Source organism: Tardiphaga sp. 42S5 (assembly GCF_034044155.1).
Lineage (GTDB): Bacteria > Pseudomonadota > Alphaproteobacteria > Rhizobiales > Xanthobacteraceae > Tardiphaga > Tardiphaga robiniae.
Genome location: NZ_CP139027.1, coordinates 4,023,000 through 4,038,016 on the forward strand (window position 1 = coordinate 4,023,000; position 15,017 = coordinate 4,038,016).

Below are 15,017 nucleotides of genomic sequence, written 5' to 3' on the forward strand. Positions count from 1 at the left end.
GCAGCTCACAGGGATGGCGGAGGTTTCGTGTGACAGTCCGATCGCCCGGGAGCGCCGTCGCATGGAAACACTTCCTCGCCCAAAAAATTTCGGAGACCATGCGAGGCGGCGGCAAACTTGTCAACATGTCAATGTCGCGCAGATCGGCTGCCATGGTTTTATATGATTGATACTTAAAGGTTAAATCGCATGATCTGATCAAATACCGTGCTGCAACGCACAATCTCTGACAACTTGTCAGGTTGCTGAAATCGTGGTCGAACGCTCGCTCAATCGGAAAGGACCAGGCGTGACCAACGGACTGAACGGCAAGGCTATCGTGATCATCGGCGCAAGCTCCGGCATCGGCGCTGCCGTGGCGAAGAAATTCGGCGCCCTCGGTGCCAAGCTGATCGTGCACTACAACGGCAATCCGGAAGGCGCCGAGGAAGTGGTCGCGAATATCCGCGCGAGTGGTGGCACCGCCGACCTTGTGCGCGGCGACGTGTCGGAGCGCGCTGAGGCCGCGCGCGTGATCGACGAAGCCCATGCCAAGCTCGGCCGCATCGACGTGCTGATCAACAATGCCGGCGCTATGTTCGGCCGCACCTCCATCGCGAACGCCACCGACGAGCAGTATGACGACGTGGTCGATCTCAACATCGGCTCGGTGTTCTTCGCCTGCCGCAAGGCCGCGAAGATCATGGAGGCGCAGCGTTCAGGCTCAATCATCAACACGACGTCGGTTGCGGCCCGCAATGGCGGCAGCGGCGGCGCCGGCCTCTATGGTTCGGCCAAGGGTTTTGTCTCGACCATCACGCGTGTGCTGGCGAAGGAACTGGCTCCGTTCAACGTGCGCGCCAATGCAGTGGCGCCGGGCGTGATCATGACGCCGTTCCACCAGCGCTATTCGACCGCGGAGCAGCTCGAAGGCGCCCGCCAGGGCATTCCGCTGGGCCGGATCGGCACGCCCGAGGATTGCGTCGGCGCCTATCAGTTCCTCGCCGACGAGACCATGAGCAGCTACATCACCGGTCAGGTCATTGAGGTGAATGGCGGCCAGATCATGCCGTAACGTATTTACCTCTCCCTGCTTGCGGGGAGAGGTAAAAAAAGCGCTTCGTTAGAAGAACTCCTGCAACACGCACCCGAAAGAGCACAACGATGACAGCTCCCTTCCCGACCGGCGTCTACTGCGCCGCGACCACCCCCTTCAACGCCGACCTGTCGGTGGATCAGGGCCTGTTCACCTCCCACTGCCAGCGTCTGCTCGATGACGGCTGCACCGGCATCGCCATGCTCGGTACGACCGGCGAAGCCAATTCGCTGTCATCACGCGAGCGCATGGCGCTGCTGGAAGCCGTGGTGAAATCCGGGATCGCGCCGTCGAAGCTGCTGCCGGGCACCGGCGTTGCGTCGATCATGGAAACGGTCGAACTCACGAAGCACGCGGTCGCCAATGGCGTCGGTGCCGTGGTGATGCTGCCGCCGTTCTACTACAAGGGCGTGTCCGATGATGGCATCGTCGATGCCTATACGGCAGTGATCGAGCGCGTTGCCGATCCGCGCCTGCGCGTGGTGCTCTATCACATCCCGCAGATGTCGGCGGTGCCGATCTCCCTCGACGTCATCGATCGGTTGCGCAAGCGCTTCCCGGAGATCGTAGTCGGTATCAAGGATTCCGCGGGCGAGTTCGCCAATATGAGCGCCATCGTCGATCGCTTCCCGGGTTTCTCGGTACTGGTCGGCGCCGATCCCCTGATGTTGAAGCTGCTGCCGATGGGCGGCGCCGGCTGCATCACGGCGAGCTCCAACCTCGTGAGCCGCGAGCTCGCCACGGTGTTCAATGGTTACAAGGATCCGGCCAAGGCGGCCGAGGTTGCGACTGCGCAGGAGCGTATCGTCGCGGCGCGCAATGCGGTGTCCAGCTATGCGCAGCTTCCCTCGCTGAAGGTGCTGCTGGCGAAGCGCGACAACAATGACAACTGGCTGCGGGTGCGTCCGCCGCTGACGGGCCTCAGCGCTGCCGAAGCGGCCAAGGTCCGCGAGTCGCTGTCCGTCTAGACAGCCGTGGCTGCGAACGCGCGCCAGCCTTTGGCGCGTAGTTCGCAGGCCGGGCACTTGCCGCAGCCATAGCCCCAGTCGTGTAACGCGCCGCGCTCACCGAGATAGCAGGTGTGCGAGTGTTCGCGGATCAGGTCGACGAGGCCCTGCCCGCCGAGCTCATGCGCCAGCGCCCAGGTCGCCGCCTTGTCGCGCCACATCAGCGGCGTGTGCAGCGTGAAATTCCTGGCCATGCCGAGATTGAGCGCCTGCTGCAGCGCCTTGATGGTGTCGTCGCGACAATCGGGATAGCCGGAGTAATCCGTCTCGCACATGCCGCCGATGATGTGGGTGATGCCGCGTCGATAGGCCAGCGCTGCCGCGAATGTCAGGAACACCAGATTGCGGCCGGGCACAAACGTATTGGGCAGGCCGTCGGCCCCCATCTCGATGGCGACGTCACGCGTCAGCGCGGTATCGGAGATCGCTGATAGCGTCGGGATATCCAGCGTGTGGCTGTCACCGAGTTTCGTGGCCCAATCAGCATTCAAGGCGTTCACGCCCGCCAGCAGCTTGTCGCGGCTGTCGAGTTCGATGGCGTGGCGCTGGCCGTAAGCGAAGCCGAGCATCTCGACGCGCTTGAAGCGCGCCAGCGCCCAGGCCAGACAGGTTGCGGAATCCTGGCCGCCGGAGAACAGCACCAGCGCGGTTTGATCTGGGAAAGTGTCGCTCATCGGCTGCAGATAGCACTCTGTAGCCCTGTGTGAAAGACAGGCAAAACCGGGCATTTTCGCTGGGCCACGCCGCCGTCCTGCGGCATAGCAAAGGCTCCTGCTGTGAACCGTGGTGCCTCATGACCCCTTCCCGCGATATCGCCGGCCTGATCGAGATCATGGCCCAGTTGCGCACGCCCGTGACCGGCTGCCCGTGGGATCTGGAGCAGGACTTCGCGAGTATCGCGCCCTATACGATCGAGGAGGCCTACGAGGTCGCCGATGCCATCGTCAGGCACGATCTCCACGACCTCTGCGACGAACTCGGCGATCTCCTGCTGCAGGTGGTGTTCCACGCCCGGATGGCCGAAGAGCAGAACGCATTCGCGTTCGGCGACGTCGTGGAGGCGATCACCCGCAAGATGATCCGCCGGCATCCGCATGTATTCGCCGACAAGGACGGCAACCTGACGCCGGGCCATGTGAAGGGCGTATGGGACCGTATCAAGGGCGAGGAAAAGGCGGAGCGTGCTGCGCGGCGCGGCGTGGACGTTCCGCCGCCCTCCTCGTTCCTGGCCAGCGTCAAGGCCGGGCAACCCGCGCTGAGCCAGGCCATGGAGCTGCAAACAAAAGCCTCCAGCGTCGGCTTCGACTGGAATGATCCGCGTGCCGTGTTGGCGAAAATCCGCGAGGAAGCCGACGAGATCGAAGCCGCACTCGATCGCGGCGACCAGAGCGAAGTAGCGGCCGAGACCGGCGACCTGATGTTCGCGCTGGTCAATCTGGCGCGGCATGTGGACGCCGATCCCGAACTCGCATTACGCGGCACCAACGTGAAGTTCGAGCGACGTTTTGGCTATATCGAACAGGCGCTGGCGGCGAAGGGACGGACCCTGCAGGAGGCGTCGCTCGAGGAGATGGATGCGCTGTGGAATGAGGCGAAGGGTAACGAAATCGCGGATTGAATGACTCGCAACCGCCAAGGAACAACCGACGATGACACTGACTGACGTCCTCGGCGGTCTTCTGGCGGGCGGTGTCGGCGGCATGGCGTCCGGCTTGCTCGGTATTACCAGTGGCGGAATCCTCGTCCCGCTGCTGGTGCTCCTGCTTGGCAAAGATCAGCACGTCGCCCAGGGCGTCTCTCTCGTCGTGCAGGTCGTGCCCACCAGTCTTTCCGGCGTCCGCAACTATCAACGCAGCGGCCATCACGTGCCGCCGCGCTGGCTTGCCTGGCTGGCCATCGGATTTGCAGTGGGCGGGTGCGTTGGCGCCTTGCTCGCAACAACCGTTTCTGCTCGCGCGCTGCAATGGACTTTTGTCGGCTATCTGCTGGTTCTCGAAGTGGTCGTCATCTGTCGGCCGTCACATCGCAAGCTCGAAGGCACTGCAGACGAAGCCAAAGAGGTGCCGTTACGCGGGTCAGCGCTCATTGCCATCGGCGCGGTCGCGGGTTGGTCGTCGGGATTTCTGGGGATCGGCGGCCTTGCGATCACCGCCTTGATGACGGGCCTGCTGAAGGTGTCCCAGCATCAATCCCAGGCCCTTAGCCTTGCCGTCACAGCACTGCCCGTCACTTTACCGGCCGCCCTGCTCTATGTGCAGCAGGGCACAGAGCTGCCGTGGCTCACGATTGCAAGTCTGATCATTGGGCTGTGGATCGGTACCGGTCTTGGATCACGGCTGGCGAATCGCATGAGTCAGAGAGCTTTGCGGATGACACTCATCGCTGTCATCGCTGGCATGGCAGTGTTCATGGCGTTTAAAGCTGCAACCTGAACAACAACGAAGTTTCGTCAGGCACTCAGATCCACGACCGGATGCAGCACCGCACTGAACCGACTCATGACGATATCGCGTTTGGTTTCATCGACACGCACCACCATGTCGAAATGGCCGTCGTGCAATTCTTTCACCAGTACTTCCGCATTGCGATGCAGCCAGCTCACGCCAGCACCGTCCGCAGCGTCGATCGACAGATCCAGCGTGATGCGGCTGGCGGCGAGCCGTGTTTCGATGGCAGCGAGCAGATCGTCGATGCCCTCGCCGGTTTCGGCTGAGACCATGAAGCACGGCTTGTCCAGCGGCCGCCGCGCCGCGATATTGGCAAGGTTCTCGCGCTCCTCCGGAGGGAAACGATCGATCTTGTTCCAGACTTCGAGAATGCGCGCTGTTGCATCCGTATCGATGCCGAGCTTGCGCAGCACGTTGTCGACGTCGCTTTGCTGCGCTTCCGCATCCTCATGCGAGATGTCGCGGACATGGAGAATGATGTCGGCTTCCAGTACCTCTTCCAGCGTCGCGCGGAAGGCCGCGACGAGCTGGGTCGGCAGGTTGGAGATGAAGCCCACCGTGTCCGACAGCATGGCCTTGCCGCCATGCGGCAGCGTCAGCGCACGCAGCGTCGGATCGAGGGTCGCGAACAGCATGTCCTCGGCCTGCACGTCGGCGCGGGTCAGGCGATTGAACAGCGTCGACTTGCCGGCATTGGTGTAACCGACCAGCGCAACAACGCGATACGGCACGCGCTGGCGGCCGGCGCGATGCAGGCGCCGCGTCGCCTGGACCTTCTTCAGATCGGCTTCGAGTCGCGCGATGCGGTCGCCGATCATGCGGCGGTCCGCCTCGATCTGGGTTTCGCCGGGGCCACCCATGAAGCCGAAGCCGCCGCGCTGGCGTTCCAGATGGGTCCATGAGCGGACGAGACGGCTGCGCTGATAATTGAGATGCGCGAGCTCGACCTGCAGCGTGCCTTCCTTGGTTTTGGCACGGCGGCCGAAGATTTCAAGGATGAGACCGGTACGGTCGAGCACCTTGGCCTTCAGTTCCTTTTCGAGATTGCGCTGCTGGATCGGCGACAGCGCGCAATCCATCACCACGATGCCGATCTCGTTCGCCGCGATCAGTCCGGCGATCTCCTCGACCTTGCCCTTGCCGAGATAGGTGGCCGGGCGGATCTGGCTCAGCGGCGCGGCGACGGCCTCGACCACGGTGAGGTCGATGGCGCGTGCGAGACCGACCGCCTCTTCGAGCCGGGCTTCCGTATCACGGACATGAGAATAGGCTTGCGCGTCGGCGTCGCCCCGCCGTTCGCGCAGGTAAGGACCGACCACGAGGACGCGGCCGGTCGATTCGCTGCTGGCCGAGGGTCGGTCGGCAGCATTGCCTTCGAAGCTACGAAATTCCAATCAAGCGTCTCTCAGGAGTTCGCTCAAGCCGGATCCTCGCCACCCTCAAAAAGCTGAATCGGTGCGCCCGGCATGATGGTCGAGATCGCATGCTTATACACCAGCTGCGAGTGTCCGTCGCGCCGGAGCAGAAGACAGAAATTATCGAACCAGGTGACAATGCCCTGCAATTTGACGCCGTTCACCAGAAAGATCGTGAGCGGAGTCTTGGTCTTGCGTACGTGGTTGAGGAAGGTGTCCTGTAGATTTTGTGCGCGGTCTGCCGCCATTTTTTTTAATCCCGCAGTCTGTTTTGTTGCTTTTTTTGAACCCGGCGCAGCCCTCTCCGGGGCCTTACCAAGCTGCCGCACTTTCCCCTGAGATCCCCCTCCGGGAGCGCGACGACGTGATTAGACGGCAGGCGCGCTTTTTAGGCAAGCCGGAACGCGGAATTGGTGCCTAAAAGCCCAGCAAATTTTATGAAATCGCTGCGAATTTATGGAATTCCTGCCTCAGGCGCGTCGCGATACCACCAGGCTTGCCGTCACCGATCGGTTTGCCGTCGATATTGATGACCGGCATCACGATCTGACTCGCCGACGAGACGAAGGCTTCCGCGGCGTCATAAGCCTCTGCCGGTGTGAAGTTCCGCTCTTCCAGCTTGAGCTGCATCGAGGCCAGGACCTCGATCAGCACGGCGCGGGTGATGCCTGCGAGAATGCCTGACGCGGCCGTGCGCGTCACCACCTTGCCGTCCTTGGTGACGATCCAGGCGTTGCACGACGCGCCCTCCGTGACGAAACCGTCGGCGTCGACATACCAGGCTTCATAGGCGCCCTTGTCGCGGGCTTCCTGTCGCGCCAGCACATTGGGCAGCAGGCCAACGGTCTTGATGTCGACGCGCGGCCAGCGATTCTCCGCCGTGGTGATGACCTTCACGCCCTTGGCAGCAGTCGCCTGGTTCTTGGCGAAGTTGAGCGATTTCGCCGTCACGACCACGCTGGGTTTCACGTACGGCGACGGAAATCCGTGATCGCGATGGGCGACGCCGCGGCTGATCTGCAGATAGACGATGCCGTAATTGATGCGGTTGCGGCGAATGACTTCCTGCATCACCACCCTGAGCGATGTCAGCGGCATGGCCTCGGCGATGCGCAGCTCCCGCAAGGAGCGCTGCATGCGCGCAATATGGCGGGGAAAGTCGACCATCTTGCCGCCGATGATCTCGCAGACCTCGTAAATGCCATCGGCGAACTGATAACCGCGGTCCTCGACGTTCACGGCGGCATCGCGCAGGTTGACGTATTGACCATTCACATAGGCGATGCGCGACATGTTCGTTCCGAGGCTTGAGTTGTATCTTGGGGTGAGGTGAGTGATTTAGCCGACGCCGAGCGCCTTGAGCTTGCGGTGCAAAGCGGAGCGCTCCATGCCGACGAATTCAGCGGTGCGCGAGATGTTACCCGAAAAACGGCTGATCTGCGCAATCAGATAATCGCGTTCGAACACTTCACGAGCTTCACGCAACGGCAGGCCCATGATGTGCTCGCCATTGTTGCTGGTCGGCATCGACGGCACCATCGAGCCGACGTCCTGCGGTAGCATGTCGGCGGTGATGATCACTTCCGGCCCGCCGCCCGCCAGGATCATGACGCGTTCGACGTTGTTGCGAAGCTGGCGGATATTGCCGGGCCAGACGTGCGACTGCAGGACGGCCATGGCGTCCTCGCCAATCTGCCGCTTCGGCAGGCCCGTCGCTATGGAGATCTGCTCCATGAAATATTCGATAAGCTCCGGAATATCCTCGCGGTGCTCGGACAGAGGCGGCACGCGGATCGGCACCACCGAGAGGCGATGATAGAGATCCTCACGGAAACGACCTTCGGCGATTTCCTCTTCGAGATTGCGTGCGGTCGACGAAATGATGCGGACGTCGACATTGACCTTGGTGGTGCCCCCTGCCCGCATGAAAGTCTGATCGACCAGCACGCGCAGGATCTTGTTCTGGGTCTCGCGCGGCAGATCGCCGATCTCGTCGATGAACAGCGTGCCGCCATGGGCTTCTTCCAGAGCGCCAGCCTTGCGCGCCTGTTCGCCATTGGACTGTTCGATGCCGAACAGTTCGACTTCCATGCGCTCCGGTGTAATTGCCGCAGCGTTGATGACGACGAACGGCCCCGTGGAGCGGGCAGAGGCCGTGTGCAGCGTGCGCGCGGCGAGCTCCTTGCCGGCGCCCGACGGGCCGACGATCAGAATGCGGCTATTGGCCTTCGCGGCGCGATCGATGGTCTGGCGCAGCTGGTTCATGGCGGCCGAGCGCCCCGTCAGCGAATTGGCGACCGGTGCGAGTTGCTTCAGTTCCTTGACTTCGCGTTTCAGGCGCGAGGTTTCCAGCGCGCGCGTCGCGACAAGGATCAGCCGGTCAGCCTTGAACGGCTTCTCGATGAAGTCATAGGCGCCGCGCTTGATTGCCGCGACAGCGGTTTCGATATTGCCGTGGCCTGAGATCATCACCACAGGCAATTCGGGATTGTCGCGTTTGACCTGCTCGAGCAGTTGCAGGCCGTCGAGCTTGCTGCCCTGCAGCCAGATGTCGAGAAACACCATGTTGGGGCGGCGATTGGCGATTTCCGCGAGCGCGGAATCGCTGTCTCGTGCGGTGCGGGTGGTGAAGCCCTCATCATCCAGAATGCCCGCAACAAGATCGCGAATATCGGCTTCGTCGTCGACGATCAGAATGTCATTTGCCATGGGTCAAAATATCCTGGTCACGTTTATTCTTGTCAGTTGCCGGTAGCGGCTTTGATCTTCGGTTCGTCATCAGGCGGGGATTCCGGTTCACTCTTGTCTGCGTCAGCCTTCTGACCGGAGATAGAAAACCGCAGTCGCATCCAGGCACCGCGCTGTCCTGGACGTACACTCGATGCGTCGCCAAGTTCGATGCCTCCACCATGATCCTCGAGCACCTTGCCGACGATCGCGAGGCCGAGGCCAGTGCCCTTCTCGCGAGTCGTGACATAGGGTTCGAGCAAACGCGACCTGTTGACGGTCGGCAGACCGATGCCGTTGTCGATCACGTCGATCAAGATCATGTCGTTCTCGCGCGACGCTGTGACATCAATACGACCTTTGCCGAGTTCTTCTGGCGGCACGGCCTCGATCGCCTCTGTCGCATTCTTGATGATATTGGTGAGCGCCTGCGAGATCAGTCGGCGGTCGAACCGCGCGCGCATCGGCTCTTCCTTGATCTCGGCGGAGATGTCGAGGTCGGGGTGACCGACCCGCATCAGGAATACGGCCTGACGCACAGTGTCGGCGACGTCCTCACCTTCGATCACGGGTTTGGGCATGCGCGCAAAGCGCGAAAATTCGTCGACCATGCGCCTGATGTCATCGACCTGCCGGACGATGGTGTCGGTGCATTGTTCGAAGATCGCCTTGTCATCGACGATAACCTTGCCGAACTTGCGCTTGATGCGTTCGGCGGAGAGCTGGATCGGCGTGAGAGGATTCTTGATCTCATGCGCGATGCGGCGCGCCACGTCGGCCCAGGCCGAGGTGCGCTGTGCCGAGACGAGTTCGGTGATGTCGTCGAGGGTGATGATGTAGCTGTCGCGCGACTGGCTGGTCTGTTCTGCGCTGACGCGCACCGACAGATTGCGCTCCTGCCCGTCGCGGGTGATCGTCACCTGCCCCTGCACCAGCCGCTGCGATCCCTCGCGCGCGGTCTGCATCAATTCGTCGAGCTCGGGAATGATCTCGTGCAGCGGGTGGCCCAGCGTCTCGGACTCCGAATGTCCGACCAGCTTCTCGGCCGAGCGGTTGAGAATGCCGATCATGTTCGAGCCATCGACGCCGATGATGCCGGCGCTGGCCGATGATAACACCGCCTCGATGAAACGGCGGCGGCTGTCGATGACGTCGCTCGCGCTGACCAGTTCGTCACGCTGGGTGCGCAGCTCCTGCGTCATCTTGTTGAAGGTCTCGCCTAGGTGGGCGAGATCGCCCTCCGACTGGATCACCGGCACCTGAACATGAAGATCACCGGTCGAGACCATGTTCGCTGCGCCCATCAGGCGGCGGATCGGCGCCACCAGCCAGTTGGCGAAATTCAGGCCGATCAGCACGGCGGACATCAGCACCGTCAGTGCGATCACGGTGAACATCAGCGCGAAGGCGACCTGAATACCGAGCCTGCGCGATTCCAGTTCTGCATATTCGGCCGCGCCGGCCTGGCTCTGATTCATCTGCGCGACCACGCGCGGATCGAGCTTGCGGGCGACATAGAGGAACATATTGTCGAACGCCCGCAATCGGATCACGGCGGCGACGTAATTTCCCTCGGGGATCACGGCGATGGCCGGCTCGGACGCGCTGACATTGACGAGGAAGTCTGCCGGCGGCGGTGAGAATTCCTGTTTGATGCCGGGTTGGTCGGGTTCGATGACGTTGCGATCCTTGTCGATCAACATGGCGCCCGGCAGATTGCGCGCGGTTGCATTTGCCAGCATCAACGATCGAAACGTGCCGCGGTCCTGATAGAAAAGCGGCTGGATGCGCGCGAGATCGTCGGCCATGCCGAGGATATCACCGCCAATCAACTGGCCGTGCTCGTGCAGATAGGCGCTGGCGATGACGAGCGAATTGTTGATGACCGCCTTGGTTGGGCCGGAGAACAGCCGGTCGAGGCCGCGGTCGAGGGTCACATTAGCGACGATCGAGACGAGCACCGCCGGCAGCACAGCGATCACCGAGAACAGGCTGACGATCTGGACATGCAGCCGGGCCGCCGCCCTGCCCCTGCGACGCGCCTGGACGACCTTCCAGATCTCCCGCGCGATGATCAGGACCAGCAGGAGGACGCTGGCGGCATTGATCAGCAGGAAGGTGACGACGACCTGATGGGTCGGCGCGATCGGCGTGAGGCCATTCAGAACGAGGAAGGTCAGGCATGACGACAGGAGTGCCAAGCCGACGGCCAATGGCACGAACAGCCGCCGCAGGGTCCACCTGCGCGGCTCCGCCATCGACGGTTCATAGGCTGTAGCCGACGTGTCTGCGCTGGTCATTCCGACAATGTGGTGAGCGTGGACGCCGTGCGGCTGCCGGAGACAGCCCGGACCGCACTGATGCAATCATACAACAATGTTGCCCAATTACGACAAATCCACGGCACAGACCAGCCAACGAAAACGCATACCCTGCGTTTTCGTTTGTTTTTGCGTCTCAAACCCTGGAATTGCTCGACCCCGCTGCCGGGATCAGCCGCCGGTTCGATAGACTTGGATATCGAGATCGCGAATCTTCTTCCGCAGCGTGTTGCGGTTGAGGCCGAGCAGATCCGCAGCGCGGATCTGGTTGCCTCGGGTCGCGGCCAGTGCTGCAGTTAGCAGCGGCACCTCGATCTCGCGGAGAATGCGATGATAGAGGCCCGGCGGCGGCACGCCGTTCGGGAAGCCGGAGAAGTGCGAGGACAGATAGACCTCGACGGCACCACCGAGATTATCCACGCCGGTCGGCGCGCTACCACCCGAGGCCACAGCGGGCGGCGCCAGTTCGCCGTCGATCACCGAACCGGTGATGACGTCTTGCGGATACAGCGCCGCGAGGCGGCGCGCGAGGTTTTCCAGTTCGCGAACGTTGCCCGGCCAGCGATGCTGCTTCATGCGCTCGAGCGCCAAGGCGTCGAGCTTCTTCGGCGGCAGGCCGTCCTTCTCCGCGAGTGCAAAGAAGTGGCGGATCAGATCGGGCAGATCCTCGATGCGTTCGCGCAGCGGCGGCAGGCGCAGTGGCACGACGTTGAGGCGGAAGAACAGATCCTCGCGGAACAAACCCTGCTGGATCAGGATGCGCAGATCCTTGTTGGAGGCGGCGACGATACGCACGTCGGTCTTGATCGGCGTGCGGCCGCCAACGGTCGTGTATTCGCCCTGCTGCAACACGCGCAGCAAACGGGTCTGGGCTTCCATCGGCATGTCGCCGATTTCGTCCAGGAACAGCGTGCCCCCTTCAGCCTGCTCGAAGCGGCCGGTGGCGCGGGCATTGGCGCCGGTGAAGGCGCCGCGCTCGTGGCCGAACAATTCGGATTCGATAAGATCGCGCGGGATCGCCGCCATGTTGACCGCAACGAACGGGCCGTTGCGGCGCTTGCCATAGTCGTGCAGCGCGCGGGCCACCAGTTCCTTGCCGGTGCCGGACTCGCCGGAGATCATCACCGTCAGATCGGTCTGCATCAGGCGGGCGAGGACGCGGTAGATTTCCTGCATCGCCGGCGAACGCCCGACCAGCGGGATCGAGTCGAACTCGCCGTCATCGGCGTGGCTTGCGACACGCTCCTTCGGCTCGGACAGCGCGCGACCGACGATGGCGATCAACTCCTTCAGATCGAACGGCTTCGGGAGATACTCATAGGCGCCGCGTTCCGACGCGCGGATCGCCGTCATGAAGGTGTTCTGCGCGCTCATCACGATAACCGGCAGATTGGGCCGCATCTTCTTGATACGCGGCAGCAGATCGAACGCGTTCTCATCAGGCATCACCACGTCGGTGATCACAAGGTCGCCCTCGCCCTGACTGACCCAGCGCCACAACGTGGCTGCGTTCCCGGTCAGGCGAACCTCATATCCGGCGCGCGATAGCGCCTGATTGAGGACGGTGCGGATCGCCGTATCATCGTCCGCAACCAGAATGCTACCTGCAGCCATCGTTAGTCCTCGTCTTACGTCTGTGAGGTGTGCGTCGGTGCCGCGGGGGCATCGGCGCTGCTCGGATCAAGGGTCTTGTCGTCCAATTTCTTGGCGGGGTTGAACATCGGCAACAGCACGCGAAAAGTCGTCTTTCGTGGCTGAGATTCACATTCGATGATCCCACCGTGATCGCCGACAATCTTCGCAACCAATGCAAGACCCAGGCCGCTTCCGGTGGGCTTGGTGGTGACGAAGGGATCGAACAGGTTGGGCAGAAGATCTTCGGGAACGCCAGGGCCGTTGTCCTTGACGCAAAACTCCAGCGGCAGCGAGACGCGCGATTTCTTGCCCGGCACTGACAGGCGGACGCCCGGCCGGAACGCGGTGGTGAGCTGGATTTCACCATCGGAGCCGAGATCGACGATGGCTTCGGCAGCGTTCTTCACCAGATTCAGGAACACCTGGATGAGCTGGTCCTGATTGGCGAGCACCGGCGGCAGCGAGGGGTCGTAATCCTCGATGAAGCGGATGTTGCGGGCGAAGCCGGACTGCGCGAGGCGCTTCACGTGATCGAGGACGGAGTGAATGTTGACCGGGCCACGCGCCACCGGGCGGTCGTCGCCGAACACTTCCATGCGATCGACCAGCGTCACGATGCGATCGGCTTCGTCCATGATCAGGCGTGTCAGCATGCGGTCTTCCGACGATGCCGACTGCTCAAGTAGCTGAGCGGCTCCGCGAATGCCCGACAGCGGGTTCTTGATTTCATGCGCCAGCATGGCCGCCAGCGCGATCACGGATCGGGCCGCGCTGCGATGGGTGAGCTGTCGATCCATCTTGTCGGCGATGGTGCGCTCCTGCAGCATCACCACAATATGGCCCGGACGCTCGGTGAGCGGCGCGACGTGCAGATCGACCTGACGATCGCCGCCGATGCGCGGTGTGCCCAGATCCACCTTGTATTCGTTCACCGGCGAACCGGCGGCGCGAACCTGATCGATCAGCGCCAGCAGCGGACTGCCGAATGGCACCAGTTCTTTCAGAGACTGCCTGCGCAGGAACTGCGTAGAAATCTCGAAAAAGGATTCCGCAGCCATATTGGCGTCGACAATCTTACCATCGGGCGCGATCAGAATCACCGGATTAGGTAGTGCGTTGAGAATGGCCTCACTGTCGGTCGGGACAGGGCGACGGTGCTCTGCGGCGTTCATGCGGCAGCACTCCATGCGAAATCATCGAAAGCGTCATTCAGAGACCGCTGCACACCGGAGGGATCTTCGGATGTAAGGATCTTCTGTCGCCAGGTCTTCAGGGTCTCGGTCGGCGCGCAGCTCGTAGCCGCGGCCGCATCGAGCGCCCAGCCGAGATGTTTGCGCGCGTGGCGCAAGCCGATGCGCAGGCCGTAGTGACGGACCACATCGTCGTAGAGGGCGCAGATATAAGCGAGCTGCTGCTGCAGCGACGGCACGGCTTCCGCGATGCCGGTTTCAAGACGTCGGCCGATCTGGCCGGGCAGCCACGGCATACCCTGCGCGCCCCGCCCCATCATCACGGCATCGGCTCCGGACATCTTCAGCGCGCTCACCGCCTTGTCGTAGGAGGTGATGTCACCATTGACGATCACTGGGATGCTCACCGCGTCCTTCACCGGGCGCACGGCGCTCCAGTCAGCTTCGCCCTTGTAGAACTGGCATCGCGTGCGGCCGTGGACGGTGATGAGCTGCACGCCCGCCTGTTCTGCGCGCTGCGCAAGCTCAGGCGCGTTCAGCATGCGATCGTCCCAGCCCAGACGCATCTTGAGAGTCACGGGTACTTTCACGGCAGCGATGGTCGCCTCGATCAGCTTCAATGCGTGGTCGAGGTCGCGCATCAGCGCGGAGCCCGACTGGCCGCCGGTCACATGCCGCGCCGGGCAGCCCATATTGATATCGATGATGTCGGCGCCGGCGGCTTCGGCCACACGGGCCCCCTCGGCCATCCAGTGGGTCTCACAGCCGGCCAGCTGGACCACATGGGGCCCGATCCCGGTCGCTTCGCAGCGCAATACCGACATGGGACGACCATTGACGAGATCGTCGCTGGCGGTCATTTCTGACACGACGAGGCCGGCCCCGAGTTCGGCGGTCAGCCTGCGAAACGGCGCATCGGTGATGCCCGACATCGGCGCCAGAACGACCCGGTTGGCGATCTCGATGCCACCGATTTGTAACGGCTTGCTGTATACTGAGTCCGGGGTGGTCACAGACCTGCTCGTCGTTGTCTCGTCCGCTGCATTGCGGGCATAGGGCGCATAATGCGCACATTTGTTGTGCAGTCAACCTTCATGCCTACACATTAGACAGATGCGCTCATTTTGCAAGTGCAGTGCAGCAATGCACTCTTATGCAGCCACGAGAATGTAATCATACTGTTTTTGCGTGCGGCCGTGC

Annotated in this window: 13 protein-coding genes; 4 read left to right on the forward strand and 9 right to left on the reverse strand. The window is 62.4% G+C overall.

Going from position 1 to position 15,017, the window contains the following annotated elements; translation table 11 throughout:
* Nucleotides 1-289: 289 nt before the first annotated feature.
* Entirely contained in the window at nucleotides 290-1,054 is a 765-nt protein-coding gene (locus SFY93_RS18685) for an SDR family NAD(P)-dependent oxidoreductase (protein ID WP_320444165.1), read from the forward strand.
* 89 nt (nucleotides 1,055-1,143) lie between these two features.
* A complete protein-coding gene (locus SFY93_RS18690) occupies nucleotides 1,144-2,043 on the forward strand; it encodes a dihydrodipicolinate synthase family protein (RefSeq protein ID WP_320444166.1) in 900 nt (299 codons plus the stop codon).
* On the opposite strand, the gene queC is transcribed toward SFY93_RS18690, so the two are convergent.
* Nucleotides 2,040-2,756 carry a 7-cyano-7-deazaguanine synthase QueC gene (queC, locus tag SFY93_RS18695; protein ID WP_320444167.1) on the reverse strand — a complete coding sequence of 239 codons (717 nt, stop codon included), beginning with the start codon at nucleotides 2,754-2,756 and terminating at the stop codon, nucleotides 2,040-2,042. The two genes, SFY93_RS18690 and queC, sit on opposite strands and share 4 nt — an antisense overlap.
* Before the next feature lie 119 nt (nucleotides 2,757-2,875).
* Here queC and mazG point away from each other — a divergent pair, with 119 nt between their 5' ends.
* Nucleotides 2,876-3,700, forward strand: a complete 825-nt coding sequence (gene mazG / locus SFY93_RS18700) for a nucleoside triphosphate pyrophosphohydrolase (RefSeq protein WP_320444168.1) — start codon at nucleotides 2,876-2,878, stop codon at nucleotides 3,698-3,700.
* Nucleotides 3,701-3,731: 31 nt separating this feature from the next.
* A complete protein-coding gene (locus tag SFY93_RS18705; RefSeq protein ID WP_320444169.1) occupies nucleotides 3,732-4,514 on the forward strand; it encodes a sulfite exporter TauE/SafE family protein in 783 nt (260 codons plus the stop codon).
* Between the two features lie 17 nt (nucleotides 4,515-4,531).
* Here SFY93_RS18705 and hflX read toward each other — a convergent pair whose 3' ends face one another.
* The 8 genes from hflX to dusB form a co-directional block, all read right to left on the reverse strand.
* Nucleotides 4,532-5,923 (reverse strand): GTPase HflX, encoded by a 1,392-nt coding sequence (gene hflX / locus SFY93_RS18710; RefSeq protein WP_175369010.1) that lies wholly within the window; start codon nucleotides 5,921-5,923, stop codon nucleotides 4,532-4,534.
* Between the two features lie 23 nt (nucleotides 5,924-5,946).
* Nucleotides 5,947-6,192, reverse strand: coding sequence for an RNA chaperone Hfq (hfq, locus tag SFY93_RS18715; RefSeq protein WP_068731834.1), 246 nt, complete (start codon nucleotides 6,190-6,192; stop codon nucleotides 5,947-5,949).
* Nucleotides 6,193-6,379: 187 nt separating this feature from the next.
* Nucleotides 6,380-7,237: a D-amino-acid transaminase gene (locus tag SFY93_RS18720; RefSeq protein WP_320444170.1), complete on the reverse strand. Its 858-nt coding sequence runs from the start codon at nucleotides 7,235-7,237 to the stop codon at nucleotides 6,380-6,382.
* Between the two features lie 45 nt (nucleotides 7,238-7,282).
* Entirely contained in the window at nucleotides 7,283-8,653 is a 1,371-nt protein-coding gene (locus tag SFY93_RS18725) for a nitrogen assimilation response regulator NtrX (RefSeq protein WP_089264305.1), read from the reverse strand.
* Between the two features lie 32 nt (nucleotides 8,654-8,685).
* Nucleotides 8,686-10,971, reverse strand: a complete 2,286-nt coding sequence (locus SFY93_RS18730; protein ID WP_120289691.1) for a sensor histidine kinase NtrY-like — start codon at nucleotides 10,969-10,971, stop codon at nucleotides 8,686-8,688.
* Between the two features lie 192 nt (nucleotides 10,972-11,163).
* Nucleotides 11,164-12,606 (reverse strand): nitrogen regulation protein NR(I), encoded by a 1,443-nt coding sequence (ntrC, locus tag SFY93_RS18735; protein ID WP_068731842.1) that lies wholly within the window; start codon nucleotides 12,604-12,606, stop codon nucleotides 11,164-11,166.
* Between the two features lie 14 nt (nucleotides 12,607-12,620).
* On the reverse strand, nucleotides 12,621-13,799 hold the full coding sequence (locus tag SFY93_RS18740) for a two-component system sensor histidine kinase NtrB (RefSeq protein WP_231080673.1): 1,179 nt from the start codon (nucleotides 13,797-13,799) through the stop codon (nucleotides 12,621-12,623).
* Nucleotides 13,796-14,830: a tRNA dihydrouridine synthase DusB gene (gene dusB, locus SFY93_RS18745; protein ID WP_283805448.1), complete on the reverse strand. Its 1,035-nt coding sequence runs from the start codon at nucleotides 14,828-14,830 to the stop codon at nucleotides 13,796-13,798. The genes SFY93_RS18740 and dusB overlap by 4 nt, the downstream gene beginning before the upstream one ends.
* Between the last annotated feature and the right edge of the window lie 187 nt (nucleotides 14,831-15,017).

What these genes read in the sequence shown, in the direction of transcription:
- SFY93_RS18730 (WP_120289691.1), bottom strand. Translation starts at nt 10,971, where the DNA reads ATGACCAGCGCAGACACGTCGGCTACAGCCTATGAACCGTCGATGGCG.
- queC (WP_320444167.1), bottom strand. Translation starts at nt 2,756, where the DNA reads ATGAGCGACACTTTCCCAGATCAAACCGCGCTGGTGCTGTTCTCCGGC.
- SFY93_RS18740 (WP_231080673.1), bottom strand. Translation starts at nt 13,799, where the DNA reads ATGAACGCCGCAGAGCACCGTCGCCCTGTCCCGACCGACAGTGAGGCC.
- SFY93_RS18705 (WP_320444169.1), top strand. Translation starts at nt 3,732, where the DNA reads ATGACACTGACTGACGTCCTCGGCGGTCTTCTGGCGGGCGGTGTCGGC.
- mazG (WP_320444168.1), top strand. Translation starts at nt 2,876, where the DNA reads ATGACCCCTTCCCGCGATATCGCCGGCCTGATCGAGATCATGGCCCAG.
- hfq (WP_068731834.1), bottom strand. Translation starts at nt 6,192, where the DNA reads ATGGCGGCAGACCGCGCACAAAATCTACAGGACACCTTCCTCAACCAC.
- ntrC (WP_068731842.1), bottom strand. Translation starts at nt 12,606, where the DNA reads ATGGCTGCAGGTAGCATTCTGGTTGCGGACGATGATACGGCGATCCGC.
- SFY93_RS18725 (WP_089264305.1), bottom strand. Translation starts at nt 8,653, where the DNA reads ATGGCAAATGACATTCTGATCGTCGACGACGAAGCCGATATTCGCGAT.
- SFY93_RS18690 (WP_320444166.1), top strand. Translation starts at nt 1,144, where the DNA reads ATGACAGCTCCCTTCCCGACCGGCGTCTACTGCGCCGCGACCACCCCC.
- SFY93_RS18720 (WP_320444170.1), bottom strand. Translation starts at nt 7,237, where the DNA reads ATGTCGCGCATCGCCTATGTGAATGGTCAATACGTCAACCTGCGCGAT.